The following is a 25,781-nucleotide window of genomic DNA, read 5'->3' on the forward strand; positions in this document are numbered from 1 at the left end:
TGGCACGGGTTACGCTGCGCTTAAGCCCGCGCCAGGACTATTTAAGCCCATGCCCGTTGCTATCCGTGGCACTTCTTGTACTTCTTACCGCTGCCGCAGGGGCACGGGTCGTTGCGGCCGATTTTGGCCTGTACCGGCTGGGGCTGCGGGCGGGCCATGTCGCGCCGGGCCTGGGCGTATCTCGCTTCCTACTGGGCGCGCCGCTGGGCAATGCCAGCCGCGTCGGGGTGGAAAGGCGAGTAGCTATCGGAGTCGTCGCGCAACTCTTGGTAGCGAACGAAGATACCGGGGAATGGTGGCAGCGGAGACACCTTATTGAAGTCAATATCGTTCTCTCCGCCGCTGACGCCCTCATCTACAAAGCCCAGGCGGTGCAGCTCCCGTATCTCAGGCTCCAGCTCGCGCAGGCCGGCATCCTGCACATCGGCCAGCAGTAGTCCCAGGTAATCTTCCAGCCCATAGCTGTAGATACCCACATCGGCTGGGAAAAGCTGCTTTGCCTGGTCGGCGTGCGTAATAATATGGCGCAGGTACCGCTGCAAAAGTGCGCTGATGGCGGGCCACAGCTCGGACTGCTCCTTGGCTAACCGCGCAATAGCGCTGGAGACTACCAGCCGGTGCTGAAGAATCAATTCCTTGTCTTCGAACAGGGCCAGCAGCTCGGGCAGACGTGTTTGGGTGGCGTGGGCCAGCATAGTGGGCACCTCTTCAAACAGGTCGTCGCCAAACCAGAATTCGGTGCTTGATGAATCGAGGCGCAGCACGCGGTGGTACACGTCGAAGGCCTCGGGGGCTTGCAGCTCGTGCAGCAGGTAAAGCGCGTGCTGGAAGTAGTAGGTATCCAGCCATTCGGTGTCCGCTAGCTTGCCGGCCTGGTAATTTTCCAGCGTGGTGCCGGTTATTTTTAGCAGCTCGGGCACGGCCGTTGCCGGACCCAGCGCCAGTATCTCGCGCAGCACCGCATCGTCGATAAAGTAATCGCGCTCATAAAGCCGCTCAAAAACCGGGTGCGTAAAGGTGGGTTAGGTCATCGGAACAATTGATTTGATGAAACAATAGCCAGCGCAGTGGCGCGGCGGCAAATATCTGTTTTTATGGATAAAAGATAAAAAGCAACCGGCCAGCGATGCCTTGGTGGCGAGTTGGGCAGCCCAGGCCGGCCCGAACTGGGCCAGGCCAGTTTCTCGAAGGATTTTGCCGCCCTTCTCCCTATTCAAAGCGGCATGCCCCCTTTGGTAGAGGTGGGCAAAAGCGTCCGGGCGTGCCAGAAAAGCGGCGCGGTGCATAAATAAAGGGGCCCCGGGAAGCAAACCTGCGCCGGAAACGTCTGTTTGAGCCGCACCGCTTTTCCACCCCAGGCCCCTGCCATGACGCTCACCATTGCCCCCCATTCCGCCCACTCCCTCACCGTGAGCCGCCTGGGCTACGGCACCATGCGCCTGACGGGCCCCGGCATTTGGGGCGAGCCGGCCGACCGGCCGCAGGCCCTGGAAATTCTGAAAACCGCCGTGGCCCACGGCGTCAATTTCATTGATACCGCCGATTACTACGGCGAGGACGTTACCAACCGCCTGCTTGTGGAGGCGTTGCACCCTTACCCGCAGGACCTGGTGATTTGCACCAAGGTGGGCGCCACCCGCCGGCCCGACAAAAGCTGGGTGCCCTTCAACACGCCCGCCAACCTGCGCACCAGCATCGAGAACAACCTGCGCACCCTGCGCCAGGCGCAAGTGCAGCTGGTGCACCTGCGCCTGATGGGCCCCGGCCCGGTGCCCCTGGACGAGCAACTAGGCGCCATGTTTGAACTGCAAAAGGAAGGCAAAATCCAACACGTGGGCCTGAGCAACGTGGGCCCCGAGGAGTTGCAAGCCGGCCTGGCGATGGGTGAAATTGCCACCGTGGAGAACATGTACGGCTACGCCCAGCGCACCACCCTGCGCAATGCCCACGGCGAAACCCGCGGCGGCGAAGAAGTGCTGGCCCTGTGCGAACAGCACGGCATTCCGCTGGTGCCGTTTTACTCGCTGGTGCACGGCCTGCCCAACGCCGGCGACAAGCTGGCCACGCTGGCCCGGCAGCGCGGCGTGAGCGAAGCCCAGCTCAACATCGCCTGGCTGCTGCACAAGTCACCCATGCTGCTGCCGATACCGGGCACGTCGTCGCTGGCCCACCTGCGCGAAAACCTAGCCGCCGCTGATATTCAGCTCAGCGCGGAGGACATGGCCTACCTAAGGTAGCGGACGAAGCAGCGGGGCACCGGCCCACGCCGTAGCGGCCACCCACCTGACGCTAAAAATGCCTGGTCTCCAGGTATTTGGCTTCGCCATACCGCAAGGATGCCTCCCGCTGGGCCGGCGCATCGGGGCGTTCACCCCCGAAGCGGGGGATGGCACGGGCGGGTAGAAAATCCGCGCCGGCACGAGCATTGGCACCGAGCGCCTCATCCCACTCGCCGCGCCCGCGGCAGGCCGGCGCAACCTTTCCCAAGTACCGATCTGCCGCACGCTGAGCGAGTATGGCCGCTGCAAGCGCTTAGAAGCTGTTTAGGTTAGTTGATTCAGATGAACTAACTAATTTTCAATACCAAGGCAAATTTTGCCTGTCTTCCAGCCAACCTCTGACACCTGCTTGGCGGAAATTTGGCCCGTTTGCAGCAACATCTGCCCCTGAAGTATCTGATTGGGGTAACAGAAGGCTTTTTTGAAGGCCACTAACTTAAACAGCTTCTTAGAGTAAACTGAGGCGCGCCGGGGCCCTAAGCCGGCTGGTATTTGTTTTAGGCGCATGAAACGTAACTTTTGGTTTGGCCTCTGCGCTTGGCTGCTGGTGGGGCCCCTACGCGCCCAGTCTCTGACCGGCAGCTGGCAGGGCGTCGAAACCGACACCCACCGCCGGGGGGCGCACTGGCCCACGGAGCTGCGGGTGCAGAAAAGCTCGGGCGACGGCCTGTTTGGAGTGCTGTACCAGGAGGAAGGCGGCAACCCCGGGGCCTCGGTCACGTTCCAGATGCGCGGTGCGCGCGCGGCCCACGGGGCCGGCATGCGGCTGGCGCACGGGCGCAAACTCAACCAAACCGGCCGCACGTTTCTCAGCTACTGGTGCTCTGGCACCATCGCATTCACCTACGACGAACGCGAGGAGAAGCTGACCGGCCACGCCACCTACGAGCCCGTCGGCAGCTGCAACACAGGCACCTACACGTTCTACCGCATCAAGCTGAAATCGGCGGCCACCGTGCGCGCCGGGGCCCTGAGCACCGTGCGCGTGTCGGGCCGCAACGTGCAGTGGTTTGCCAGCGCCGACCTGAAGCAGCGCCTAGCCACTGGCAACACGTACCGGGTCAAGCTCAGCAAGCCCACCACCTTTTACCTGAATCAGGATTATTATCCTACCGAGCAGAGCGCCGTGGTGCCCATTACTATTGGCGTGGCCGGGGCCCCGGCGGCCCCCGCACCGCCCAGCCCGGTACCGCTGCCCCCCGCGCCCACCCTGCCGGTCGCCCCGCTACCCACGCCGGCACTGCCCACCCCAGCACCGCCCGATACTCTGCGCCCCGCGCCCGCAGTGCCCGCACCAGCGGCACCCGTGCCGGCGGTGCTGCCCACGGTGCTGTTTCAGGTGGGCAAGGCCAAGCTGCTGCCGGCGGCCCGCCCGGCGCTCGACCAGCTAGCCGCCGAATTGAAAGCACAGCCGGCCCGGCGCGTGCGCGTGCTGGGCTACACCGACCGCGTGGGCGAACCCGACAAAAACCAGGTGCTATCGGAGCAGCGGGCCACCGCCGTGAAGGCCTACCTGGTGCGGGCTGGCGTCGCGGCCGGGCGAGTCGCCACCGCCGGCTACGGCGACACGCGCCCCCTGTACCCATCGCCCGACGCCCGCAACCGGCGCGTGGAAGTGGAAGAAGTACCCTAACGGCGCGCGGAACCGGCCGGCAACCAGTAGTTTGCACTATTTTTACCTCTTCACACCCCCGCAAGAGCCCGTTTGCTTATGAAACTCTTTATGCTGTTCGCGCTGGCCCTTGGCCTGCTGGCCCTCGGCCTGCTAGCCTCCCCGCTCCGGGCCCAACAAGCCCCGGCTGGGGCCCCACCACCTGCTCCCGCGCCCACCGAGCCGGCCAACCTGCCCCGCTACGCCGCCGAAAACCGGCAGCTACCGGCGCCAGTGGCCGGCACGCCGCGCGTAGTGCTGATGGGTAACTCCATCACCGACGCCTGGCCGCGGGCCGACCCCGCGTTCTTCGCTGGCAAGCCCTACGAGTACGTGGGCCGCGGCATCAGCGGGCAAGTATCGGCCGAAATGCTGGACCGCTTTCAGCGGGACGCGCTGGGCCTGCACCCCGCCGCGGTGGCCATCCTGGCCGGCACCAACGACATTGCCGAAAACGCGGGGCCCTACCAGCCCGGGGCCACCCTGCACAACATCACGGCGATGGCCGAAATGGCCCGGGCGGCCGGCGTGCGGGTCATCCTGTGCTCCGTTACGCCCGCGGCCGAGTTTCCCTGGCGGCCCGGGCTGGGCCCGGGCCCCAAAGTGGTGGCCCTCAACACTCAAATTAAGGCTTACGCCCGCCTGCACCGCTTCGTGTACCTGGATTACCACGCCGCCCTGGCCGACGACCGGCAGGGCATGAGGACCGGCCTGGCCAGCGACGGCGTGCACCCCACCCTGGCAGGCTACCGCGTAATGGGGCCCCTGCTGCAACAAGCCGTGGCCAAGGCCCTGAAAAAGAAGCCGAAGTAACGCCCCGCCGCCGGGTAGCAAGCCCTCAGCCCGGCGCAACGCAACAGGAGGCCCGGCGCAACAACCCAGCCCCACGCCCGGCCCCGTTTTGCGGGGTAATTTCCGTTGAAATGCCCGTGCACCGCGGGCAAGCACTCCCCTTGGTTCGGGCCGTTGGGAGCTTTCTGGTGAACGGAGCTCTGCTCACAGGCTGCACAAAAGCGCGGCCCGGAGCCCCGAGTACTGGGCCAGCCTACCCCCACACGCTCTTCGTGGCGGAGTTCTGGCTCACAGCTGGCCGCCCTGCTACAGCCACTCGTGGTAGTTCATCTTGACCCGCTCCGATGAGCTATACAGCCAAAGCCCGTTCGTGGAGCTGGCCGTGTTCATGCGCTTCCTCCAACCCAACACTTCTTCAGCTCGGCAGGCGCCGGGCACGACTACCGCACCACGTACCGCACCAACCAGGCACGGGGTCGCATCCCCGCAGCATCACGAGGAACGGCGGCCTGAAAGCGCAGTACCTCGCCGAAGCGCACTTCATGCAGGGCCCTGATGTACTGGCCGCCAGGGCCCCGCCCGCGCCCCGAGCGGGGCCCTGGCGGGCTCGGCGCCAGTAGCGCACAGGCCCCGGGAGCAACCTATAGAAAAAAAGCTGTTGTTTTGGGCCCCGCGGCGAACCCGCCGCGACTTCCCACCTTCACGCCCCTTTTCTCATGACCCATTCTCGCCGCCTCGGGGCGGGCAGCCTCGGCAGCTTGCTGCTGCTGGCCGCCTGCAACCCGCAGCCCTCCGCCCAGCAGAGCACTGCCGGGGCCCCCGCCACTGCCACCGGTTCCGTTCGCACCCCTTCCGCCCCCATGCCCACGTCCACTGCTTTTGGCAAAACCACCGACGGTACCGAAGCCCGTCTGTTCACCCTCACCAACGCCCACGGCATGACGGTGGCCATCAGCAACTACGGCGGCACCATTACCGGCATCCAGGTGCCGGACAAAAACGGCAAAACCGGCGACGTGGTGCTGGGCTTCGATGCGGTGAGCGGCTACCAGAGCCCCGCCTTTTTGAAGTCAGGGCCCTATTTCGGGGCCCTGATTGGGCGTTACGGCAACCGCATCAAGGCCGGCAAGTTCACGCTGGAGGGCAAGAGCTATTCCTTGGCCACCAACAACGCCCCGAACTCGCTGCACGGCGGCAAGCAAGGCTTCGACAAGAAAATCTGGACGGCCACCCCCGCCCGCTCGACCGACGGCCAGAGCCTGACGCTCAAGTACCTGAGCAAGGACGGCGAGGAAGGCTACCCCGGGGCCCTCGACGTGACGGTGGTGTACACCCTCACTGACGACAACGGCCTGCGCATTGATTACACCGCCACCACTGACAAAGCCACGGTGCTCAACCTCACCAACCACGCCTACTTCAACCTGAGCCTGGGCCAGAGCAAGGACGTGCTGGCCCACGAGGTGACGCTGCCCGCCGACCGCTACACCGTGGTCGACGCCACCCTAATTCCAACCGGCGAGCTGCGCCCCGTCAAGGGCACGCCATTTGACTTTACTACGCCCCACGCCATTGGCGAGCGGATTGCGCAGGTGCCCGGCGGCTACGACCACAACTGGGTGCTCAACACCACCACCGGCCAGCACAGCGCCGCCACCGTGTACGACCCCGCCTCGGGCCGCACCCTGGAAGTGCGCACGGACCAGCCCGGTGTGCAGTTCTACACTGGCAACTTCCTCGACGGCACCCTGACGGGCCACAACGGCACCGTGTACGGCAAGCACGCCGGCTTCTGCCTCGAAACCCAGCACTTCCCCGACTCGCCCAACCAGCCCAAGTTCCCAACCACCGAGCTAAAGCCGGGCGAAACCTACCACACCGCCACCACCTACACGTTTGGAGTGCGGAAGTAGCTTTTCAAAAAGGCGGCAGGCGGGGAACCGCGCTTCCTAAACAAGGGACCGCCGGGCCCCCCGCCGTTCGGCTTGCCTGTGGAGCAAGCCAAACGGCGGGGGGCCCGCTGCATTTTGTGTTGCAAAAGCTGTGTTTTGTGTAGCCGGGGCCCCGGGCCGGGCCTGCACCTTTGCGGGGCCCCGGCGGCAGCCACCGGGGCCCTCCCCTCACCTTTCACTAACTGCGTCTTATGTCCCTCGCCAACTACCGCACCCTGGGCCGCTCCGGCCTGGTTATCAGCCCGCTCGCCCTGGGCACCATGACGTTTGGCACCCAGCGCTGGGGCTCGGCCGACGACGTATCGCGGGCCATTTTTGATGCTTACGTCGACGGCGGCGGCAATTTTATTGACACCGCCGACGTGTACGCTGGTGGGCGCAGCGAGGAGCTGCTGGGCGACTACGTGGCCGCGCGCGGCCTGCGCGACCAGCTGGTACTAGCCACCAAGTTTGGCTTCAATGCCCAGGCCGGCAACCCCCACGGCGGCGGCAACGGCCGCAAAAACATTTATAGGGCCCTGGAAGGCAGCCTGCGCCGGCTGAAAACCGACTACGTGGACATGTACTACATGCACGCCTGGGACGCGGTGACGCCCGCCGATGAGGTGCTGCAAACCCTGGGCGACTTGGTACGGGCCGGCAAAATCCGCTACTTCGGCCTCTCCGACATGCCCGCCTGGTACGCCACCCAACTGGCCACGCTGGCCACCGCGCACGCCGTGCCGGGCCCCGTGGCCATGCAGCTCGAATACTCGCTCGTGGAGCGCACCATCGAGCGCGAGTACGTGCCCGCCGCCCGCGCCCTGGGCCTGGGCCTTGTGCCGTGGAGCCCGCTGGCGGCCGGTTTCCTAGCCGGCAAGTACCAGCGCGAAGGCGCCGGGGCCACTGGCGAGGGCCGCCTCACCGGCCCCAACCCGTTCGGCAACAGCAAGTTCACTGACCGCAACTGGGCTGTGCTGGACGCGCTGCGGACAGTGGCGGCCGAGGCCGGCCGGCCACTGGCCCAAGTGGCCTTGGCTTGGGCCGCGGCGCAGCCGGGCATCAGCTCGCTCATCATCGGGGCCAGCAAAACAACGCAGCTGGCCGACAACTTGGCCGCGCTCGACCTGCACCTCACGCCCGAGCAGCTGGGGGCCCTAGCCGAGGCTAGCGCGCCCGAGTCCACTTTCCCTTACGCCATTTTCGGGCCGGCCGTGAACCGCGCCATCTTCGGCGGCCACACCGTGGCGGGCTGGCAGTAGGGCCCCGGGGGCAATAACGGGGCCCCCGGCGCGGCGGTTTGTATCCCACAAAACGCGGTTTGTGTAGCCGGGGCCCCGGAGCGGGACCGGACCTTTGCTCAAGAAAGTAACCCACTTTATTGAGCATCCCAACTCACGCATTATGAGCACTATCAAACAAGTAGCCCTGGGCAGCCAGGGCCTGAAAGTTTCGGCCGAGGGCCTGGGCCTGATGGGCATGACGGGCATGGCCTCGGGGCAAATGAGCGTGTACGGCGCGGCCGACGACGCGGAAAGCATCGCCACCATCCACCGCGCCCTGGAGCTGGGCGTAACCCTGCTCGACACGGCCGATATTTACGGCCCGCTCGTGAACGAGCAGCTGGTGGGCAAGGCCATTGCCGGCAAGCGCACCCAGGTCACGCTGGCCACCAAGTTTGGCTTCGAGATTGACGCCGCGGACCGCATGACCAACGGCTTCAACGGCCGGCCCGCCTACGTGCGCCAGGCCATCGAGCGCTCGTTGCGCAACCTGGGCACCGATTACGTGGACCTCTACTACCTGCACCGCCTCGACCCCGCCACCCCCGTCGAGGAGACGGTGGGCGCCATGAGCCGCCTCGTCGAGGAAGGCAAAGTCCGCTACCTGGGCCTGAGCGAAGTACCCGCCGACGTGCTGCGCCGGGCCCACGCCGTGCACCCGCTCACGGCCTTGGAAACCGAATATTCGCTCTTCGACCGCCGGGCCGAGGAGGGCGACATTCTGCGCACGGCCCAGGAGCTGGGCATCGGCTTCGTGGCCTACTCGCCGCTGGGCCGGGGCTTTTTATCGGGCGATATTCAGTCGCCCGACGATTTTGCGGCCGACGACTTCCGCCGCTTTTTCCCGCGCTACCAGGGCGAGAACTTCTACAAAAACCTGGAGTTGGTAAAAAAGCTACAAGCCCTGGCCGCCGCCAAGGGCATCACGTCCGCGCAGCTCGGCCTGGCCTGGGTGCTGGCCCAGGGCGTGGTGCCCATCCCCGGCACCCGCCGCCGCAAAAACCTGGAAGCCAACGTGGCGGCCGCCAGCCTCACGCTCACCCCCGCCGAGCTGGCCGCCATTGAGGCCGTGCTGCCGGTGGGCAGCGTGGCCGGCGCAGCCTACCCCGAAATGTAGGCCGGTTATTTTTGGCCAGCCAACCGGCCTGCGGCACTCGCCGCGGGCCGGCGTTTACCGTAGCCATTTTTCTAATTTTCCACCCACCATGCAGCAGCCCACCAAAGCGTTTCAGGTGCTGGCCACCGTGACGGACTACACCCGGTTTTGCGGGCTGCCCGCGCCCGCGCACCCGCTGCTCACGCTCATCGACCTGGCCGGGGCCCGCCACGCGCCGCCGCCCGCGCCGTTGCCCCCCGTGATGCAGCAACTTTACACGGTCTGGCTCAAGCGCGACTTCAAGGGGCGGCTGCACTACGGCCACCAGGCCTACGACTTCAGCGAGGGCGTGCTGGGGTTTGTGGCCCCCGGCCAGGTGTTTTCGGTGGACGAAACGCTGGATATTTCCGAACTCAGCGGCTGGATGCTGGTCTTCCATCCCGACCTGCTGCGGAAGTATCCGCTGGGCCAGAAAATTACCAGCTACGGTTTTTTCTCCTACCAGGTGCACGAGGCCCTGCACATCTCGGCCCAGGAAGAAGCGCTGCTGGATGGCCTGCTGGCCACCCTCCGGGGCGAATACGAGCGGCCCATCGACGCCTTCAGCCAGGACGTGCTGGTTTCGCAAATCGAGCTGCTGCTGAGCTACGCCAACCGCTTCTACCACCGCCAGTTCCTGACCCGCCGCGCCCCCGCGCACGACCTGCTCAGCCGCTTCGAGGCGCTGCTGGCCGCCTATTTCGCCACGGAGGGCCCCCGGCCGCTGCCCACCGTACAGCACTTCGCCGACGCCCTGCACGTGTCGCCGGCCTACCTCAGCGACCTGCTGCGCTCCCTCACCGGCCAAAATACGCAGCAGCACATCCACCACGTCCTCATCGAGCGGGCCAAGCTGCTGCTGCGCAGCACCTCGCTCACCGTCAACGAAACGGCTTTTCGGCTGGGCTTTGAGTATCCGCAGTATTTCAGCCGCCTGTTCAAAAGCAAAACCGGCCTCACGCCAGCCGCCTACCGGTTCTCAGCGCACTAGCGGCCAAAAAATCGGGTATCGTTTTCTTAATTTCCCCTGCCCGTTTTAACGCTCCGGGCCCCAGCGGCCGATTTTTTTTCTTCATGGTGCGGGACCGAGGCCCACCCGACAACTTTTTATTGGCCATTTGCTGCCAATCGCGCCAACGCAATCGTTTAACTTATGCTACATGCATAACAAATTCCTTAGCCTGCCGTATACTTGTCACCTTACTTCACTGCCTTATCATCTACGCTGTTATGAAAAAATCCACTGCTTTCTCCTCGCTGCTGCTGCTCGGCGGCTTTGGCTCGCTGGGCCTACTAATGGCCCGCCTGCGTTCGCTCGACCTGCGCTTTAGCCTGCACGGCGAAGACGCGGCCCATTACGGCTAGGCGGCAGCCTTTTCGCGCGGCGGCCCGTACTGGGAACAGCCCTGCCCTGCGGCGGGGTTTTTTTGTGGGCCGTTCGCGGCGTAGTGCCGACCTTTGCGGCCAGTTTTTCTCCTATCTCAACCATCTTTTTACATGACGCTTGACACCAACCAGCAGCAGGTAAGCTACATCATCGGCCGCGACCTGGCCCGTAATTTTGCCCAGCAGGGCCTGGAGCTGGACCTTGATACCCTGGCTGCCGCCCTCAAGGAAGGGATGCAGGGCCTCCCCAGCCAGCTTACCCCCGAGCAAATGCAAGCTGCCATGCAGCAGCTGCAAGAGCAACTCGGCGATGCCTCCGGCGAAAACAATGACGACAACGATTTAGACCCCACCACCATGGCCAACAACAAAGCAGAAGGCGAAGCCTTCCTCACCGAAAACGCCCAGAAAGCCGGCGTCACCACGCTGCCCAGCGGCTTGCAGTACGAAATCATCACCGAGGGCAGCGGCAAGAAGCCGACGCTGAAATCGTCGGTGACGACCCACTACCACGGCACGTTGCCCAACGGCACCGTATTCGACAGCAGCTACCAGCGCGGCCAGCCCGCTACCTTCCCCGTGAACGGCGTGATTGCCGGCTGGACAGAAGCCCTGCAACTGATGCCCGAGGGCTCGAAGTGGCGCCTGTACATCCCCTCCGACCTGGCCTACGGCAAGCGCGGCGCCGGGCGCGACATCGGCCCCGACGCGGCCCTGGTGTTCGACGTGGAGCTGCTGAAAGTGAACAACTGAGGTCCAATCGACGGCCCTCACCCCGAAGCCGCTGCGGAGCCCTCCGTAGCGGCTTTTGCGGCCCCACCCCTGCCGCCCGACCCCACCGCTGGGGCCTCCACGCTGCGCAGCGCCGATGGCCACTTCGTGCTGACGGCCACCGCCGTTACCGTGCGGGGCCAAGCCTACGCGCTGCGTGAGCTGGAGCGGGCCGACGTGCTGCGCGTACGCTGGCTGCTATGGTATTTGCTGGGGGCCCTGGGGCTGGCCGGCGTTATGATTGTGTACTTGCAAAACGGGCTGCGTACCGTACCCGCCATGGCCGGTATGGCCGGAGCGGCGCTGCTGCTGGCCTATGGGCAGCGCGGCACCAACCGCCTGCGGCTGTTCCGCCTGGGCCGCGAGGCCGCCCACTTTGCCATGCCGGGCGAAACGCAACCCTGGCAGCGTCTCACGGCCGAGCTGAACCGTCGCATTGGCCACGCCCACGACCGGGCAGCGGCCGAAGCCGCGGCGGCCCTGGCGGCAGTTGCCGCCGCCGAAACTACTGCTACTGCTACTGCTACTACCGAAGCTACTGCCGCTGAAGCATCTGCTGGCCCCCCGGCCGAGCCCGGGGCCCCGGGGCCGGGAGGCTTGCCCGGGTGGGGCCTGCCGGCGTCCAACTTATACTTGCGAATGTAATACCGCGGGTAGGGCCCCAGACCGGGCCCGCGGCTGTCGCTTTTCCTCCCCCCGCATTCCGAAATACCTACCCGTTTTTATGGACTCCAAACACTCGCACACCGCCATTTCCGGGGCGGGGCTGCTCATTGCACTGGGCATCATCTACGGCGACATCGGCACTTCGCCGCTGTACGTGATGAAAGCCATTGTGCCGGCCCTGATCGAGCCGCGCTTGGTGCTGGGCGGCATTTCGTGCGTTATCTGGACGCTCACCCTCCAAACCACCATCAAGTACGTGCTCATCACGCTGAACGCGGACAATAACGGTGAGGGCGGCATTTTCTCGCTCTACGCGCTGGTGCGCCGGCGCGGGGCGTGGCTCTCGGCGGTGGCCATCATCGGGGGCTCGGCCCTGCTGGCCGATGGCGTGATTACGCCGCCCATTTCGGTGGCTTCGGCCATCGAGGGCCTCAAGCAAGTGTACCCCGGCCTGACGCAGAGCGTGATTGTGTACATCGTCATCGGCATCATCGCGGGGCTGTTTTTAATGCAAAGCTTTGGCACTCAGATTGTGGGCAAGGCCTTTGGGCCCATCATGATTCTGTGGTTCACGATGTTGGGCGTACTCGGCGCCAGCTGGGTTGTGCAGGACCCGACCATCCTGAAGGCCATCAACCCCTACTATGCCTACGACCTGCTGGTGAATTACCCCGGCGGGTTCTGGCTGCTGGGGGCCGTGTTTTTGTGCACCACCGGGGCCGAGGCGCTGTACTCGGACCTGGGGCATTGCGGCAAGGGCAACATCCGCATCAGCTGGACGTTTGTGAAAACCACCTTGCTGCTCAACTACTTGGGCCAGGGATCCTGGCTGCTTTCGCACCAGGGCCAGCACCTGAACGGCCGCAACCCGTTCTACGAGTTGATGCCGTCGTGGTTCTTGCTCATCGGCATCGGCATTGCCACAGTGGCGGCCATCATCGCCTCGCAGGCCCTCATCACGGGCTCGTTCACGCTCGTGGCCGAGGCCATCCGCCTCAACATGTGGCCCAAGGTGAAGCTCAACTACCCCACCGACGTGAAGGGCCAGCTCTTCGTGCCCAGCATGAACCGGCTATTACTTATTGGCTGCATCGGAGTGGTACTCTTCTTCCGCGAAAGCTCGAACATGGAAGCCGCCTATGGCCTGGCCATCACGCTCACCATGCTGATGACTTCGATACTGCTGATTACGTGGCTGCGGGCGAAGCGTGTGGCCAAGCCCCTGATCATCCTGTTCGCCCTGGTGTACGGCCCCATCGAGGGCTCGTTTTTGATAGCCAACCTGGTGAAATTTCCGCACGGCGGCTGGGTATCGCTGGCCATCGGAGCCTCGCTTATGGGCGTGATGTACGTGTGGCTCAAGGCCTACTACATCAAGCGCCGCCTCACCGACTTCGTGAAGCTGGAGCCCTACGTGGACGGCCTCAAGCGCCTGAGCGACGACGAGAGCATCCCGAAATACTCCACCCACCTGGTGTTTCTCACCGGGGCCGAGCGCAGTTCAGAAATCGAGCAGAAGATTATCTACTCCATCTTCCAGAAGCGCCCCAAGCGGGCCGATATCTATTGGTTCGTGCACGTGGAGACCACCGACGAGCCCTACACGATGGAGTATAAGGTAACCGAAGTAGCGCCCGACGACGTGTTCCGCATCACCTTCCGCCTGGGCTTCCGGGTGCAGCAGCGCATCAATCTCTACTTCCGCAAGGTGGTGGAAGACCTCGTGCGCAACAAGGAGGTGGACATCACCTCCCGCTACGAGTCGCTGAGCCAGCGCCATATCACCGGCGACTTCCGCTTCGTAGTGCTGGAGAAATTCCTGAGCGTGGAAAACGACTTCCCCACCCAGGAAAAACTCGTCATGCAGGCCTACTTCTACATTAAGCAGTTCATCGCCTCCGAAGACCAGTATTTCGGCCTCGACACCTCCTCGGTGAAGGTCGAAAAGGTACCGCTCGTCATCGCCCCGCCCCGCGAAGTGGCGTTGATAAGAATTCGCTGAGGATCACAGATTATGCAGATTAACCGTGATTTCGCAGATTATTTAGGCCGCTAAATTCAGGAAAAATTTAATTCAAAAAGCCCCGTACTGGTTGCATGGGGCTTTTTAAATCAAGTGGAATTATATCTGCTAACTGTTATCTGCTAACTGTTAATTAACTTTTAGCCACTTGGCTAGCACTTTTTGCTGGGCGGCGGTGGAGTTAGGCAGCGGCTGAATTTTGAAGCGCTGGTCGGGGTCGGCGCGGTAAGTCAGGGTGAGCTCGCGCGAGAGGCCGTCGCGGCGCACTTGCAGCTTGAGGGGAGCCCCCACGGCCCCGCCTTGCAGGGCCTTAATAGATTCATCACCGGGCGCGGCGCCGTTGATGAGCAATATTTCGTCGTTCACGTTCAGGCCGTCAATCCAGGCCGCGCCGTCGCGCTCGGTGCCCACGACGAGCAGGCGGCCGGTGCGGTTCGAGAACGTTGCGCCCGCCGAGCCGTTGGGGTTGGCCGGCGTGCTGCTGAAGGCCAGGCCCGCGTAGCCGAAGGCCGTGGCGTAGTCCACGGTTTTGGTGCCGTACACGCTCTGCTTAAAGAAATCGTCGAAGCGCCGGCCCGCCACCGTGGCCACCGCGTCCTGGTACTCCTGGTCGGTGAAGCCGCGGCCCAGCTTCTTGTAATACGTGTCGTAGAGCAGCCGAAACACGTCGTCGAGGTGCTTCTGGCCCTGGGTGGCGTTGATGATCATCAGGTCGAGCACCAGGCCGATGGTTTCCCCCTTGTCGTAGTAGCTGATGCCGGTGTTGGACGAGTTTTCGTTGGGCCGGTAGTACTTAATCCAGGCGTCGAAGCTGGCCTCGGCGGCCGACTGAATCTTATTACCGGGCGTGTTTTCGACCGTACCGATGGTGCTGGCCAGGTGGTCGAGGTAGCCCTGCTGGTCGTAGTAGCCGGTGCGCTCGTTGATGAGGTTGGCGAAGTACTCGGTCATGCCCTCGCTCACCCAGAGCATGTGGGTGTAGTTTTCCTTGTCGTAATCGAAGGGCCCCAGGGCCACCGGCCGGATGCGCTTCACATTCCAGAGGTGGAAGTATTCGTGGGCCGCCAGCCGCAGGAAGCTCTTGTAGCCGGCCTCCGTGTTGTACGTGGTGCGGCCTACCTCCAACGTGGTGGAGTACAGGTGCTCCAGCCCCCCACCGCCGCGCTCCAGGTTGTGCACGATGAAGAGGTAATGGTCCAGGGGGTTCTGGCCCACCACAGCCTGCGCGCCCTCGCAAATCTTCTGCATGTCGCCCAGCAGGCGGTTCTCGTCCACCTGGTAAGTGCCGTACATGGCCACCTGGTGCACCGTGCCGTTGGCCGTGAATTGCAGCACTTTTTGGTTGCCAATTTCAATCGGCGAGTCAGCCAACTCGTCGTAGTTAGCAGCTTTATAGGTGAATTTGGCGCCGCCCGCAACCGGGCGCAAGGCCGTGCTCACCTGGGCCCAGCCGGCGGCCGGCTGCACCGTCACGGTGCTCGCCAAGCCCTTGTTCAGGGCCGGGTACACGAACACGCTGCTGCCGTTGAGGTAGCCGTGGTCGGCGTCGAGGAAGCTCGTGCGCACGCTTATCTCGAAGGCGTACACGCGGTAGGCAACCTTGAAATCGGCCTGCTTGGAGTGGCGCACGCGCCAGGTATTCTTGTCGATTTTCTCGACTGCCAGGGCCTGCCCGCCCGCGCCGGTGGCCCGGAAGCCCTCCACGTTTTTGGCGTATTCGCGCACCAGGTACGAGCCCGGGGCCCACACCGGCATTTTCACGTCGGTATAGTCCTGGGCGAAGCCGCTCAGGGCTACGCCTACTTCAAAGTAGTGGGTTTGGGGCGCGGGCATGGCCAGCGTGTAGCGCAGCGTGGGCGCAGCGGCCAGCGGGCGGGCCCCGGCGGGCGCGGCCAGCAGGGCCCCGGCGGCCAGGCCACCCAGCAGGCGGAAGGAATTGGGCATCATCAAAGGAAAAAGGGGTAAAAAGCCAAGCCGCAAAGTAAGCCCCCCGGCGCGCCACCAACCTAGCGGCCCGCAGCTGCGTTTAGCCCGCCAGGGCCCCCTGCTACTCTATTTTTTTACCCATGCGCGTTATCCAGTTGATTTTCATTGAGCTAGCTGCGGCCATTGTCGGGCGGTTCGCCCGGCCCGAACCCGGAACCCCGGCGCGGCCCACTCCGGCCGTACTGGCGCTTGCCGGGTCCCCCGTAGCCCAAGCGGGCCGCGCCGACAGCGTAGCGGCCTTCGCCCTGCGGCAGCTGGGGGCCCCGTACCGCTACGCCGGCACCAGCCCCACCGCGGGCTTCGACTGCTCGGGCTTCGTGCAGTACGTGTATGGGCACTTCGGCGTGGCCGTGCCCCACGCCACGGCTTTGCTCATCAGCGCAGGCCGGGCGGTGCCGCGGGCCGATGCGCGGCCCGGCGACCTGGTGGTATTTGCCGGCACAGCGCCGGGCAGCACCACGGCCGGCCACGCGGGCATTGTGGTGTCGGCGGCGGGCGCAGTACCAGTACGCTTCGTGCACGCGTCCTCGGCGCGGCGCGAGTCGGGCGTGAAAGTCAGCACCATTGAGGGCACGGGCTATGAAACCCGGTTTTTGCAGGTGCGGCGGGTGCTGGATTAACGCTCCCGCGGCCTCTTGCTGGGGCCCTAAAAAAGCGATGCCCGGTTCGCCAACGAGTGGCAAACCGGGCATCTAATCCTTCAAATCTTACCAAACGGCGCAACTGGGGTACAGCTCCGGCGTCTCTAACAGTAAGACCTGGGCCAACGTAGGTCCGCGCTAAAGATTAGGGCGGCCCCGCATAGCTGTTATCTAAGCGCGCACGGCGGTGATGCGTACGACATTGGACAGGCTTGGCAGGATTTGGTTGGGACTACTAGACATTTTGTACCTCCTTTCTTTACGTTCCACATAGCCCCGCCTGCGCGGCCCAGCACATTAGGGTTGCTTGGGCGGGGTCGTAGCACTCGCTACTGGGTGTCAAAGTTAGAAGCCTTTGGTAAGGTTCAAAATTATTGGAGGCTTTTTATTGAAAAAGGGCGAAATTTGGGCGTGGCAGGCTGATTTTCAGGCTTGTTAATTTCACCCGGGCGGGGCAAATTTTTAGGCCAAACCCCGGCGGCTCACTTTGGACACAAACTTGCGCTGGCCGGCCCTGGAGCCAGCATTCGGTGGGCCCAAGTATTTGCCTTACCTTTTCCCCGGCGTCTTGCGCTTCACTACTACTTCATTCAATTCCCCTTTCCCCCACCCATGAAAAAACTGCTTTTCCTATTAGTTGTGCTGGCGCTAGCCGGAAGCCGCTTGGCCTCGGCCCAAACCCTGACCCCGCTGGGCGTATGGACGGACGCTGAGAAAAAGGCCACGTTTGAGATTTACAAGTGCGGCGACAAGCTGTGCGGCAAAATTGTGGGCCTAACCGTACCCAACGACCCGGCCACGGGTAAGCCCAAAACCGACACTCCCAACCCCAACCCCAAACTACGCAACCGCCCACGCCTGGGCCTGGTGTTCATGGAGGGCTTCAAATACGACGACGACGACAAGTGGGACGACGGCAAGATTTACGACCCGGAAACCGGTAAAACCTACTCGTGCTATATGAAAATGAAGACCGTCAATACGATGGAAGTTAAAGGCTACATCGGCTTTTCGCTCATTGGCCAATCCAGAACCTGGACACGCGTAAAGTAGCCTATACCCCAAAAAAAGCCGGCTTCTGCGCGGAAGCCGGCTTTTTTATGCCCGCCACGGCGCCCGAAAGCCAGAAAAATAAAAACTATTTGAAAACGCTGGGGGTTGCACTCAGTACTTACTTCTCACCTTCCACCCGGCCGTGCGGTCTTTCTTGCGCTCCCTGTTTTCGTCTGCCCCGTCCGCCGCCACTGGCGAGTGGCAGCCGTTTGCCCTCACGGCGGCGCAGGCTACGCAGCACGCGCAGTGGGTGGCCGGGCGCATCCACCGCAACTGGCTGGGGCCCTACTTTAAAGCCTACCACTTGCACCGCGGCGGCGCGGGCCGGCGGCATGGCCTGCGGGCCGAGCCGCTGCGCGAGGACGGCCGCCAGGGTGCCATGTTATTTTACGACGACGAAGACTTTGGAGGGCCCGGCAACTTCCGCCACTTCTATGAGTACGTGGGCGAGCAGATGGTGGCCCTGGGTTACCACCGTGCCTGCGCCGACGAATGCACCCGCCGCCACGAAAGCCTGCGCGAGCATACCCTCAAGCAACTGTTCAAGCCGCCACCCATCGACTGCCCTGACAGCGGCTACTGCGACCAGCGCTACGGCTTGGTCACGCTGGACTTGGTGAGCCTCAACGGCCAGCCCTTATTCATCCGCGTGGCCGCTAACCCCGTGCTGGAGCATGGCTTCACACCCGCCATCCCGTTTGAGGACTTGCTACGCACAGTGTTCGACGTGCCTCTACCCACCCCCGAGGAACAAGAAAACCGGTTGGCGTACACGAGCTTATAATCCAACGAGCCCCCGGGCGTGATTACTCGCGGGCGAAGCGGGCCTGACCCAGCGCCGTACCCGTGGCCCCGGTCAGGCGCAGCAGGTACAGGCCCGGGGCCAAGGCTAGCGTGGCCACTTGGGCCCCGGTGGCCGGCACGGTTTGCACCGTCACGCAGCGGCCGGTAGCGTCGAACACCTCGGCCGTGGCGGGGCCTGGCAGGGCGGGCAAGTATAGCGTCTCGCGGCACGGGTTGGGGAAAGCGCCGAGCACGGGCCCGACGGGGGCCCTGGCGCTCAGCGCCAGCGAAGCATCGGTACCACTGGAATTAGCCAGCAGCAGTAGGGCCCCGTCGGGGTTGGCAGCGATGCTCACCACTTGGCGGGTGCCCACGGGCACGTCGAAGGCGTCGAGGGCCTGGCTCTGGCGGCGGCGCACGCGCAGCGAGGTGCCGTCGAGGAACGTGAGCAGGTAGTCCACGTCGAGGTCAAAAAAGGACGTTACAGCTGGCTGCGAGGCGGTTTCGCGGGTGCGCACGGTGGCGGCGCTACCCACCTGGTTCCAGGCCACGGCCAGCGATGGGTAGCCCTGCCCCCGCACCCACTGCTGAAAAAAGTAGCCCAGCGGCCGCCCCGCCTCGGCCTCGAACACCGCCTGCAAATCGGCGGTGCGGGCCGTACCGCCGCCGAAGCGCCGCTGGTAGGTTTGCAGGGCCCGGAAGAATTTGGCGTCGTCGTTCAGCAGGCTGCGCAGCATGTGGATGACCAGGGCCGCCTTCTTGTAGCTCAGGTCGTAGCTGAAGATACGGGCCACGCTGGTGGTGTCGGGTACGAACACGGCGCCGGGGTTGCGCAGGGCGTAGCCCCGGGCCTGGTTGAGCCAGTTGGCGGGGTCGGCGGGCTGGCCAAAGGCTTGATAGGAAAGGTATTCGCCATAGGACGCAAAGCCTTCGTTGAGCCAGATATCGGCCCAACTGGCGCAGGTCACGTTATCGCCAAACCACTGGTGAAACAGCTCGTGGGCCGTCAACACAAAGTCGAATCCGTCCTGGGTGGTCATCGTTTGGTGCTCCATGCCGCCGCCGAGGGGCGCCATGCTGTGCCCGTACTTCTCGCCGCCGAATGGGTAGGGCCCCACCAGCCGGGCGTAGTTTTCGATAAAGCCCGGCGTGCGGTCGATTTCAGTGCGGTAAAAGTTGAGGGCCGCCTGGTCGTACACGTAGTTCACGATGGGCACGCGGGGGCCCCCGGCGGGGCTGGCGTAGTTTACGTACTCGAGGTACGGGGCCACGGCCACCGAGATGAGGTAGTAAGCAATGGATTGGCGCGACTTCCACTCGTAGCGCACCCGGTTGCCGGGTAGCGGCACGGTGCGGGCCAGCACGCCGTTCGAGCCCACTTTGTTGGGCAGCGTCGTCGTCACCCATACGTCCGACGAGTCGGCCTTGTCCGTCAGCACCGGCTTGCACGGAAACCATTCGGGGGCCGCAAACGGCTCCGAGAGCGACCACAGCACCTGGTAGGGGTGCCAAGCGCCGGCGTAGCGCACCGAGTCGCTGCGATCAAGGCCGTTGCCGATGGCGGCCGAGCCCCCGCCGGCGTCGTGCGGGGCCGTGCCGTGGTAGTAGATGCGGGCGTCGGCCAGGGCCCCGGCCGGGGCGGGCGCGGCCAGGGCAGCGGTGGCTTCCGGGCCGGCGCGGCGCACGACGGGGGCCCGGCGGCCATTCACCACCACCGAATCGATGCGCAGCGTGGCGGCACTGGCGGGGGCCCCGGCCGGCGCCTGGTACAGGTCGAAGGCCAGCGAATCGAGGGCCCGGGGCCCTGTGCGCACGCGCAACCAAGCTACGCCAGCCACGTCGAGCGAGGTGGGTTCCAGGGCCAGGTCGAGCTTGTAGTACGTCACGTCGTAGCGGGCCAGCTGGGCGCGGTGGCCGGCCGTGGCCGTGGTAGCCAGCATACCCAGGCCCGTGCGTAGGCGCGCCGCGGCGCAGGCCCGCCCGCCATCGGCCGGGCTGGTGCTAGGCTGCGCCCAGGCAGCCGGGGCCCCCAGCCAACCAGCTAAAACGAGTAACCAGCACCAGGGCAGCATTTTCATGGTCCTAAAATGGATGTGGGGCAGGCAATTCGGCCCGCATGGGTGGTGCTGGAAAGATACGACTGAGGGCCCAGCAAATGACCACCGGCAAGGGCGAGCTGAAACCCGCATGGCGGCGCTAGCCCTGCCACAAAATAATCCTTTTTAAAGCTCTTGTTTTCTAATTATTTAGCCAGCCGTAAAGCTGGGGTTGGGGCCACGGCGGGGCAACGCCGCGCGCGGCGGGCCGTTGACACGAAACATTCGCCTATTTCATCCCGCTTCCCATGCCTCTTTCGCTTACCCGCGCCGCGCTGCTGGCGGCTTGCCTGTCCGCTTCCGCAGCCTTTGCCCAACAGGAAGTCCCCCTCGCCCGCACCCGGCCCCTCGGCGCCATCGAAACCACCCGCCAAGGTATTAAGCCGGTGCAGGTGGCGGCGTTTCCCGACCAGCGCGTGACCGGCGTAACGGTGTCGCGCCAGGGCCGCATCTTCGTCAATTTCCCGCTTTGGGAAGACGGGCACCGCGAATCGGTGGCCGAAATTGTGCCCGGCCAGGCCCCACGCCCCTACCCCAACGCCACCTGGAACGCCGCCGTAACCGACCCCAAGGCCCCCGCCTCGCCCGCTGAGCGCTTCGTATGCGTGCAGAGCGTGGTGGTGGACGACCAGGACCGGCTGTGGGTGCTCGACGCGGCCTCGCCCAAGTTCATGGGCGTGGTACCCGGCGGGGCTAAGCTCGTGCAGTTCGCCCTGGCTACCAACAAGGCCGTGCGCACCATCCTGTTCCCGGACAACGTGGCGCCGTCGAAGAGCTACCTCAACGACGTGCGTTTTGATACCAAGCGCAGCTTCGCGTACCTCACCGACTCCGGCACCGGGGCCCTGGTGGTGCTCGATTTGAAGACCGGTAAGGCCCGCCGCGTACTCGAAAACCATCCCTCGGTGCACCCCGAGCCGGGCTTCGACCTGGCAGTGAACGGCTACGTGCTGCGCGAGCCCGACGGCAAAAAGCCCAACTTCCAGGCCGATGGCATTGAGCTGAGTGCCGACGGCAACACGCTGTACTACCAGGCGTTGAGAGGCCGCACAATGTACCGCATCGGCACCGAGTTCCTCCGCAACGCTGCGCTAAGCCCGGCCCAGCTGGCCACGCACGTCGAGAAATTTGCCGTGCCCGGCGCCTCCGATGGCTACGGCCGCGACGCCGCCGGCAACCTCTACACCTCGGGCATCGAGAATAACAGCATCCACCGCGTGACACCGGCCGGCCTAGTTTCCACCATTGCCCAGGGCCCCGAAATCTCGTGGCCCGATACGTTCGGCTACGGCCCCAACAACACGCTGTACTTCACCACCTCGCAAATCCAGACCCTGGGTAAGTACCACGGCGGTAAAAGCACCCGCACCCAGCCCTACGCCCTGTGGAAGCTGGATCTGAACCAGGCAAAATAAAGGACCGTTGGTTGTTATTTGATGCTGGTAATCCCCGCCGGTTCGCCCGGTGGGGATTTTTTTAAGCCGGGGCGGCAACGGTAGTCCGCGAGTACTTTCCCCGCTCGCTGGCCGCGCCCGGCCACGCGGCCTGTCGCACTAACAGCCCGGCAGGTGCGCTTCGCCCAATATTTAATGGTATTTTACGGCTCCCATTCATTGGGGATCAACCATGAAAAAAAACCTTGTTACAGTTGTCATCCCCATCCACCTGGAGGAGCCGTCGGCGCTGGAAAAGATTTCGTTGGCCCAAACCTTGGCCGTGTTGCACCGGCACCCCATCGCCTTCATGACGCCCATTGGGCTGGATACCACTTGGTATGAGGAATTTTGCCGGGGCAAAGCGGCCGTACGCTTCGAGCGTTTCGACTGGCGCGGCCACGAAGCCCACGGCGAGCTGCAAACTAACCCGGCTTTCTACGCGCGCTTTTTGCCCTACGAGTACATGCTCGTCGTGCACATGGACGCTTTTGTGTTCCGCGACGAGCTGGAAAAGTGGTGCCGCGCCGGGTACGATTACGCCGGCGCGGTCATCTACAACCCCGTGTGGCAGAACCCGGGCTCCGCACTACGGCGGCTGACGGGCTTCAACTACCCGGAATACTTTGGTAACGGCGGCTTTTCGCTGAAAAAGACCGGTACGTTTCACCGCCTCACCACCCGGTTTCGGTTCTACATAAACGCTTACCATTGGGTGCGACGGCGGCGAAAATTAGGGTTTTTGGACGATTTATTCCTGGCCCAGCACTTTCCCAAGCTGTCGGCCAGTTTCCGGATTATGCCCAAGGCCTTAGCCCAGCAGTTCGGCGCAGCCTACGAATTTGGAAATGCCGAGGACCTGCCCTTCACCAACCAAGACAACGACACCCTACCCTTCGGCATTCACGGCTGGATTCAGTACCAGCCCGAATACTGGAAGCCCGTCATCCGCCGCTACGGGCACCTCATATGAAGCCAAAAGGGGCCCCGGACGTACGTCTGGGGCCCCTTTTGGCCGGATTACCGATAGACAACGCTTGGAACAATTGTCCGGCAGTGGGCGAGCCACCGCTTCAACGACCGCTGTTGCGCAGCCAGGTCGGCTAATAAAACAGCAAAAAGATGACAAACAGTGCCACCCACAGCACATCGATGAAGTGCCAATAGGTGCACAGGGCCCGCAGCTGGCGGCGGTAGTAGGGGTTGCGAATGAATACGAGGTGGCGCACGGCGTCGCGGTCGGCGTGCAACACGCGCAGCGCCAACGACAGCAGGTACAGCATACCCCCGAGCAAGTGGGCCACGTGCAGGGCCGAGATGAAGTAGATAAACGTGCCGCTGGCCTGGCCTTGGAAAGACACAAACGGCAGCAGCTCGCGCCAGCCCAGCACCTGCAAGCCGGTGAAGATACTGCCCAGCAGCAGTGTGGCCAGCAGGCACCGGCTCAGGGCAGCCAAATCGTCGCGGGCGTAAAGGCGCGGGGCCTGCGCCACCACGTAGCTGCTCACCAGCAGCACAATGGTGCTCAGCGAAAAAAAGCGCGGGAACGGATGCGTACTCGTGGGAACCCCGTTGGCAAGGCGGGCGCTGATGTAAAGCGCCGCCAGGACGGTAAACATTACGGTGATGGCCGCCAGCCCCAGGTACAGGACCATGAGTAGCGGTGGCAGCCGCTCGATGCGGGCAAACGTTGAAACGGAAGCCCCTGCCCGCACTTGCTTATTGGAAGTATTATCGGAATTCCTCATGAACGAAGACGAGCGAAACGGCACAGCGTCAGCAGTCAAACCAATTCGGGGCCCTTTGGTTTCGGCCTGCCTGGCTGGAATTAGCGAAAAAACGAGCCCAACTTCCCTAGCACTGCGCTGAGCGCGATTTTGGGGCCGTTGCGGTCGGGCAGGCCGAAGGTGACGTAGGTTTTGCCGCCCACCCGCAGGTCGAGCACCAAACCCAGGCGCCGGCCCAGGTCGTGGAGCTGCTGCAAGGGGTCGGGGCCCTTGGGCGGCTTGGGGGCCCCGGGCGGGCGCGGGGGCCCGGCCGTCAGCGCGTCGAGCACCTGCTGGCTGGGCACGTTCAAAATCAGGTACGAGCCGGAGCCGGCCAGCTGCAGGAGCTGGCCGTTCCAGGTGAGGACCAGCTGGGCCTCTACTTCGAGGCCGCTAGCCAAGGGGCTGGGGCTGCCCGCTGGGCGCGGGCGGGTCGATGCGCAAGGCGGCGGCCGGCTGGGCGGCGGACGCGGCCTCGCCCTTGGTACGGATGCGCAGCGAACCGTTGAGGCGGTAAGTGCCAGCCGTGCCGTTGGGGTTGGGCACTTGCAGCTCCACCTGGTCGAAGGCCAGGTTCAGCTCGACGCCGCCGGAAAGTTTGGACAGCAGCGACGCGGCGGTGTCGGCCCAGGAAGGGGAATCAGCCATGGTTTTTCAGTTATCAGTGAGCAGTTGTCAGTGAACAGGCGCAAAGTAGGGCCCCGGCGGTTAAACGCAAGCCATTGCTAGCGGGGTTGCCCCTCCAGGACCTACCAAGCCACTGAGTAGCTAATTTTTACTACTGTCTTTTGAATTTTCAACCCTAAATCCGGGCCCAGCCCAGGGCCCCGGCAGGGCCCCGCAGCAGGCTGAAGCCGTTGGCTTCGCCCAGCACGGCTACCGGGGTGCGGGCCGGCCAGGCGGCTACGGGGGCAGCGGCGGGCAGCGCGGCTACTTCTGTGGCGGCGGGCAGCAGCAGGCGGCGCAGCGGCGCGGCTTCGGCCGGGCGCACGGCGGCGGCGGCCACGTAGCCCCGGCGGCCGGCGGCGGTGCGCACCCGCAGCAGGGGCCCCTGCTGGCCCAGTACCAGTAGCGGCGTTTGGGCGGCCAGGCGCGGGCCACTGGCTTGGGTACCAGCCTTAGATTCCAGGGGACCGGCGGCGCGCAGGCGCACCCAGGCGCCGCGCAAATCGGGGCCGGTGGGTGGGGCGGCGGCGGGGCTGGCGCGGCGCACGAAGGGCAGTGGGTCGACGGCGCCTTGCCCGGCGCGGTAGATGCCGAAGTGCAAGTGCGGGGCCGTGGTGCGGGCGTTGCCGGTATTGCCCACCAGGCCCAGGGTATCGCCGGGGCGCACGCGCTGGCCGGGCGTCACTAGCTGGCGGTCGAGGTGGGCGTAGTAGAGGTGCTCGCCGGTGCCGTCGGCGCTCAGCCACACCACGTTGCCGCCCAGGGGCGTGGTGCCCAGGCGCGTGACGGTACCGGCCGCGGCGGCCACGGCGGGCGTGCCGCGGGGCGCAAAAATATCGATGCCCTCGTGGCGGCGGGCCCCGCCGTCGCGGCCCGCACCCCAGAAGCTGCCGATGTCCGCGTCGGCCCGGCCCTGCACCGGGAAGGTGCCCAGGCCGGGCTCGCGGGTGAGGCGCAGGGTGTAGCGGCCGGCGGCCAGCAGCTCGGGCTGCACGCGCAGCAAATGCTGGCCGCTGGCCGTGGCGCGGTAGCGGAAGTCGAGGGCGGCGGTGTCGGCGCTGGCTAGCGGCGCGGGGGCCCCGCCGGGCCCCACCTCAAAGGCATCGACGAACACGCGGGCCGTGCTGCCGGGGGCCAATTCCAGGCGCACGCGCACCTGCTCGCCGGCCTGCACGGCGAAGCGGTAGCCGGCCGCCGTGGGCTGGCCGGGCAGGAAATACCCGGTTTCGGTGAAGGGCAGCGCCACTACCAGCGAGTCGCGCAGGGCCTGGGCGGCGGCGGCCAGCCAGGCGCGGCCGGCGGGACCCCGGTCGAGGCCAGCCTGGCGCAGGCGGTGGGCGTAGGCCTCGTGCGGGGTGCGCGGCTGAAACAGGGCCTGCAAGGTTTGCTGCTTGCCGCACGCGCCCAGTAGCAGCACGGGCAGCCAAAGAAGAAGGGAAA

General features: G+C 64.6%; 25 protein-coding genes. 16 read left to right on the forward strand and 9 right to left on the reverse strand.

Annotated elements, in window-relative coordinates:
• Positions 1–59: 59 nt before the first annotated feature.
• From DDQ68_RS24635 to DDQ68_RS05635, 3 genes are all read right to left on the reverse strand, one after another.
• Positions 60–158, reverse strand: coding sequence for an SEC-C metal-binding domain-containing protein (locus DDQ68_RS24635; RefSeq protein ID WP_109655429.1), 99 nt, complete (start codon positions 156–158; stop codon positions 60–62).
• Between the two features lie 30 nt (positions 159–188).
• Positions 189–959, reverse strand: coding sequence for a hypothetical protein (locus tag DDQ68_RS05630; protein ID WP_109655430.1), 771 nt, complete (start codon positions 957–959; stop codon positions 189–191).
• A 63-nt stretch (positions 960–1,022) separates the two neighbouring features.
• Positions 1,023–1,286 carry a hypothetical protein gene (locus DDQ68_RS05635; protein WP_109655431.1) on the reverse strand — a complete coding sequence of 88 codons (264 nt, stop codon included), beginning with the start codon at positions 1,284–1,286 and terminating at the stop codon, positions 1,023–1,025.
• Positions 1,287–1,367: 81 nt separating this feature from the next.
• On the opposite strand from DDQ68_RS05635, the gene DDQ68_RS05640 reads away from it, so the two are divergent.
• The 11 genes from DDQ68_RS05640 (at position 1,368) to DDQ68_RS05685 (ending at position 13,896) form a co-directional block, all read left to right on the forward strand.
• Positions 1,368–2,237 (forward strand): aldo/keto reductase, encoded by an 870-nt coding sequence (locus tag DDQ68_RS05640; protein ID WP_109655432.1) that lies wholly within the window; start codon positions 1,368–1,370, stop codon positions 2,235–2,237.
• A 547-nt stretch (positions 2,238–2,784) separates the two neighbouring features.
• On the forward strand, positions 2,785–3,912 hold the full coding sequence (locus DDQ68_RS05645; RefSeq protein WP_109655433.1) for an OmpA family protein: 1,128 nt from the start codon (positions 2,785–2,787) through the stop codon (positions 3,910–3,912).
• 78 nt (positions 3,913–3,990) lie between these two features.
• Complete coding sequence (locus DDQ68_RS05650; protein WP_211320235.1) at positions 3,991–4,743, forward strand: GDSL-type esterase/lipase family protein; 753 nt, start codon at positions 3,991–3,993, stop codon at positions 4,741–4,743.
• 839 nt (positions 4,744–5,582) lie between these two features.
• Positions 5,583–6,635, forward strand: a complete 1,053-nt coding sequence (locus tag DDQ68_RS05655) for an aldose epimerase family protein (RefSeq protein WP_245897420.1) — start codon at positions 5,583–5,585, stop codon at positions 6,633–6,635.
• A 230-nt stretch (positions 6,636–6,865) separates the two neighbouring features.
• Complete coding sequence (locus DDQ68_RS05660) at positions 6,866–7,915, forward strand: aldo/keto reductase (RefSeq protein WP_109655435.1); 1,050 nt, start codon at positions 6,866–6,868, stop codon at positions 7,913–7,915.
• Positions 7,916–8,057: 142 nt separating this feature from the next.
• Complete coding sequence (locus DDQ68_RS05665; protein WP_109655436.1) at positions 8,058–9,053, forward strand: aldo/keto reductase; 996 nt, start codon at positions 8,058–8,060, stop codon at positions 9,051–9,053.
• 88 nt (positions 9,054–9,141) lie between these two features.
• The gene (locus DDQ68_RS05670; RefSeq protein ID WP_109655437.1) at positions 9,142–10,062 is read left to right on the forward strand and encodes a helix-turn-helix domain-containing protein; all 921 of its coding nucleotides are present in this window, start codon (positions 9,142–9,144) and stop codon (positions 10,060–10,062) included.
• 239 nt (positions 10,063–10,301) lie between these two features.
• On the forward strand, positions 10,302–10,436 hold the full coding sequence (locus tag DDQ68_RS24220) for a hypothetical protein (protein ID WP_281271084.1): 135 nt from the start codon (positions 10,302–10,304) through the stop codon (positions 10,434–10,436).
• A 132-nt stretch (positions 10,437–10,568) separates the two neighbouring features.
• Positions 10,569–11,210 carry a BamJ family beta-barrel-assembly machinery protein gene (bamJ, locus tag DDQ68_RS05675; protein WP_109655438.1) on the forward strand — a complete coding sequence of 214 codons (642 nt, stop codon included), beginning with the start codon at positions 10,569–10,571 and terminating at the stop codon, positions 11,208–11,210.
• 126 nt (positions 11,211–11,336) lie between these two features.
• The gene (locus DDQ68_RS05680) at positions 11,337–11,873 is read left to right on the forward strand and encodes a hypothetical protein (RefSeq protein ID WP_109655439.1); all 537 of its coding nucleotides are present in this window, start codon (positions 11,337–11,339) and stop codon (positions 11,871–11,873) included.
• A gap of 79 nt (positions 11,874–11,952) precedes the next feature.
• Positions 11,953–13,896, forward strand: a complete 1,944-nt coding sequence (locus tag DDQ68_RS05685) for a KUP/HAK/KT family potassium transporter (RefSeq protein ID WP_109655440.1) — start codon at positions 11,953–11,955, stop codon at positions 13,894–13,896.
• A 150-nt stretch (positions 13,897–14,046) separates the two neighbouring features.
• On the opposite strand, the gene DDQ68_RS05690 is transcribed toward DDQ68_RS05685, so the two are convergent.
• Positions 14,047–15,864, reverse strand: a complete 1,818-nt coding sequence (locus tag DDQ68_RS05690) for a M61 family metallopeptidase (protein WP_245897332.1) — start codon at positions 15,862–15,864, stop codon at positions 14,047–14,049.
• 119 nt (positions 15,865–15,983) lie between these two features.
• Here DDQ68_RS05690 and DDQ68_RS05695 point away from each other — a divergent pair, with 119 nt between their 5' ends.
• From DDQ68_RS05695 to DDQ68_RS05705, 3 genes are all read left to right on the forward strand, one after another.
• The gene (locus DDQ68_RS05695; protein ID WP_109655441.1) at positions 15,984–16,523 is read left to right on the forward strand and encodes a C40 family peptidase; all 540 of its coding nucleotides are present in this window, start codon (positions 15,984–15,986) and stop codon (positions 16,521–16,523) included.
• 633 nt (positions 16,524–17,156) lie between these two features.
• The gene (locus DDQ68_RS05700) at positions 17,157–17,597 is read left to right on the forward strand and encodes a DUF2147 domain-containing protein (protein ID WP_109655442.1); all 441 of its coding nucleotides are present in this window, start codon (positions 17,157–17,159) and stop codon (positions 17,595–17,597) included.
• 142 nt (positions 17,598–17,739) lie between these two features.
• Complete coding sequence (locus DDQ68_RS05705; protein WP_211320236.1) at positions 17,740–18,381, forward strand: hypothetical protein; 642 nt, start codon at positions 17,740–17,742, stop codon at positions 18,379–18,381.
• A gap of 22 nt (positions 18,382–18,403) precedes the next feature.
• On the opposite strand, the gene DDQ68_RS05710 is transcribed toward DDQ68_RS05705, so the two are convergent.
• On the reverse strand, positions 18,404–20,458 hold the full coding sequence (locus tag DDQ68_RS05710) for a M1 family metallopeptidase (protein ID WP_109655444.1): 2,055 nt from the start codon (positions 20,456–20,458) through the stop codon (positions 18,404–18,406).
• A gap of 266 nt (positions 20,459–20,724) precedes the next feature.
• Between DDQ68_RS05710 and DDQ68_RS05715 the strand changes: the two genes are divergently transcribed.
• Together DDQ68_RS05715 and DDQ68_RS05720 are read left to right on the forward strand one after the other, a co-directional pair.
• Positions 20,725–21,891: an L-dopachrome tautomerase-related protein gene (locus DDQ68_RS05715; protein ID WP_109655445.1), complete on the forward strand. Its 1,167-nt coding sequence runs from the start codon at positions 20,725–20,727 to the stop codon at positions 21,889–21,891.
• 211 nt (positions 21,892–22,102) lie between these two features.
• Positions 22,103–22,882, forward strand: a complete 780-nt coding sequence (locus DDQ68_RS05720; RefSeq protein WP_109655446.1) for a DUF5672 family protein — start codon at positions 22,103–22,105, stop codon at positions 22,880–22,882.
• Positions 22,883–23,012: 130 nt separating this feature from the next.
• On the opposite strand, the gene DDQ68_RS05725 is transcribed toward DDQ68_RS05720, so the two are convergent.
• From DDQ68_RS05725 to DDQ68_RS05740, 4 genes are all read right to left on the reverse strand, one after another.
• Positions 23,013–23,657, reverse strand: coding sequence for a cytochrome c oxidase subunit 3 (locus DDQ68_RS05725; protein WP_109655447.1), 645 nt, complete (start codon positions 23,655–23,657; stop codon positions 23,013–23,015).
• Between the two features lie 80 nt (positions 23,658–23,737).
• On the reverse strand, positions 23,738–24,076 hold the full coding sequence (locus tag DDQ68_RS05730; protein WP_109655448.1) for a hypothetical protein: 339 nt from the start codon (positions 24,074–24,076) through the stop codon (positions 23,738–23,740).
• The gene (locus DDQ68_RS05735; RefSeq protein ID WP_109655449.1) at positions 24,069–24,323 is read right to left on the reverse strand and encodes a hypothetical protein; all 255 of its coding nucleotides are present in this window, start codon (positions 24,321–24,323) and stop codon (positions 24,069–24,071) included. The genes DDQ68_RS05730 and DDQ68_RS05735 overlap by 8 nt, the downstream gene beginning before the upstream one ends.
• A gap of 154 nt (positions 24,324–24,477) precedes the next feature.
• Positions 24,478–25,758 carry a M23 family metallopeptidase gene (locus DDQ68_RS05740; protein WP_162549879.1) on the reverse strand — a complete coding sequence of 427 codons (1,281 nt, stop codon included), beginning with the start codon at positions 25,756–25,758 and terminating at the stop codon, positions 24,478–24,480.
• Positions 25,759–25,781 lie beyond the last annotated feature (23 nt).

This window comes from Hymenobacter nivis (assembly GCF_003149515.1).
In the GTDB taxonomy this organism is placed as follows: domain Bacteria; phylum Bacteroidota; class Bacteroidia; order Cytophagales; family Hymenobacteraceae; genus Hymenobacter; species Hymenobacter nivis.

Bases quoted from the DNA above. Each gene is read 5' to 3' on its own strand.
- DDQ68_RS24635 (WP_109655429.1), bottom strand. From the start codon at position 158: ATGGCCCGCCCGCAGCCCCAGCCGGTACAGGCCAAAATCGGCCGCAAC.
- DDQ68_RS05635 (WP_109655431.1), bottom strand. From the start codon at position 1,286: ATGCACCGCGCCGCTTTTCTGGCACGCCCGGACGCTTTTGCCCACCTC.
- DDQ68_RS05640 (WP_109655432.1), top strand. From the start codon at position 1,368: ATGACGCTCACCATTGCCCCCCATTCCGCCCACTCCCTCACCGTGAGC.
- DDQ68_RS05645 (WP_109655433.1), top strand. From the start codon at position 2,785: ATGAAACGTAACTTTTGGTTTGGCCTCTGCGCTTGGCTGCTGGTGGGG.
- DDQ68_RS05650 (WP_211320235.1), top strand. From the start codon at position 3,991: ATGAAACTCTTTATGCTGTTCGCGCTGGCCCTTGGCCTGCTGGCCCTC.
- DDQ68_RS05655 (WP_245897420.1), top strand. From the start codon at position 5,583: ATGCCCACGTCCACTGCTTTTGGCAAAACCACCGACGGTACCGAAGCC.
- DDQ68_RS05660 (WP_109655435.1), top strand. From the start codon at position 6,866: ATGTCCCTCGCCAACTACCGCACCCTGGGCCGCTCCGGCCTGGTTATC.
- DDQ68_RS05665 (WP_109655436.1), top strand. From the start codon at position 8,058: ATGAGCACTATCAAACAAGTAGCCCTGGGCAGCCAGGGCCTGAAAGTT.
- DDQ68_RS05670 (WP_109655437.1), top strand. From the start codon at position 9,142: ATGCAGCAGCCCACCAAAGCGTTTCAGGTGCTGGCCACCGTGACGGAC.
- DDQ68_RS24220 (WP_281271084.1), top strand. From the start codon at position 10,302: ATGAAAAAATCCACTGCTTTCTCCTCGCTGCTGCTGCTCGGCGGCTTT.
- bamJ (WP_109655438.1), top strand. From the start codon at position 10,569: ATGACGCTTGACACCAACCAGCAGCAGGTAAGCTACATCATCGGCCGC.
- DDQ68_RS05685 (WP_109655440.1), top strand. From the start codon at position 11,953: ATGGACTCCAAACACTCGCACACCGCCATTTCCGGGGCGGGGCTGCTC.
- DDQ68_RS05690 (WP_245897332.1), bottom strand. From the start codon at position 15,864: ATGATGCCCAATTCCTTCCGCCTGCTGGGTGGCCTGGCCGCCGGGGCC.
- DDQ68_RS05695 (WP_109655441.1), top strand. From the start codon at position 15,984: ATGCGCGTTATCCAGTTGATTTTCATTGAGCTAGCTGCGGCCATTGTC.
- DDQ68_RS05700 (WP_109655442.1), top strand. From the start codon at position 17,157: ATGAAAAAACTGCTTTTCCTATTAGTTGTGCTGGCGCTAGCCGGAAGC.
- DDQ68_RS05710 (WP_109655444.1), bottom strand. From the start codon at position 20,458: ATGAAAATGCTGCCCTGGTGCTGGTTACTCGTTTTAGCTGGTTGGCTG.
- DDQ68_RS05715 (WP_109655445.1), top strand. From the start codon at position 20,725: ATGCCTCTTTCGCTTACCCGCGCCGCGCTGCTGGCGGCTTGCCTGTCC.
- DDQ68_RS05720 (WP_109655446.1), top strand. From the start codon at position 22,103: ATGAAAAAAAACCTTGTTACAGTTGTCATCCCCATCCACCTGGAGGAG.
- DDQ68_RS05725 (WP_109655447.1), bottom strand. From the start codon at position 23,657: ATGAGGAATTCCGATAATACTTCCAATAAGCAAGTGCGGGCAGGGGCT.
- DDQ68_RS05735 (WP_109655449.1), bottom strand. From the start codon at position 24,323: ATGGCTGATTCCCCTTCCTGGGCCGACACCGCCGCGTCGCTGCTGTCC.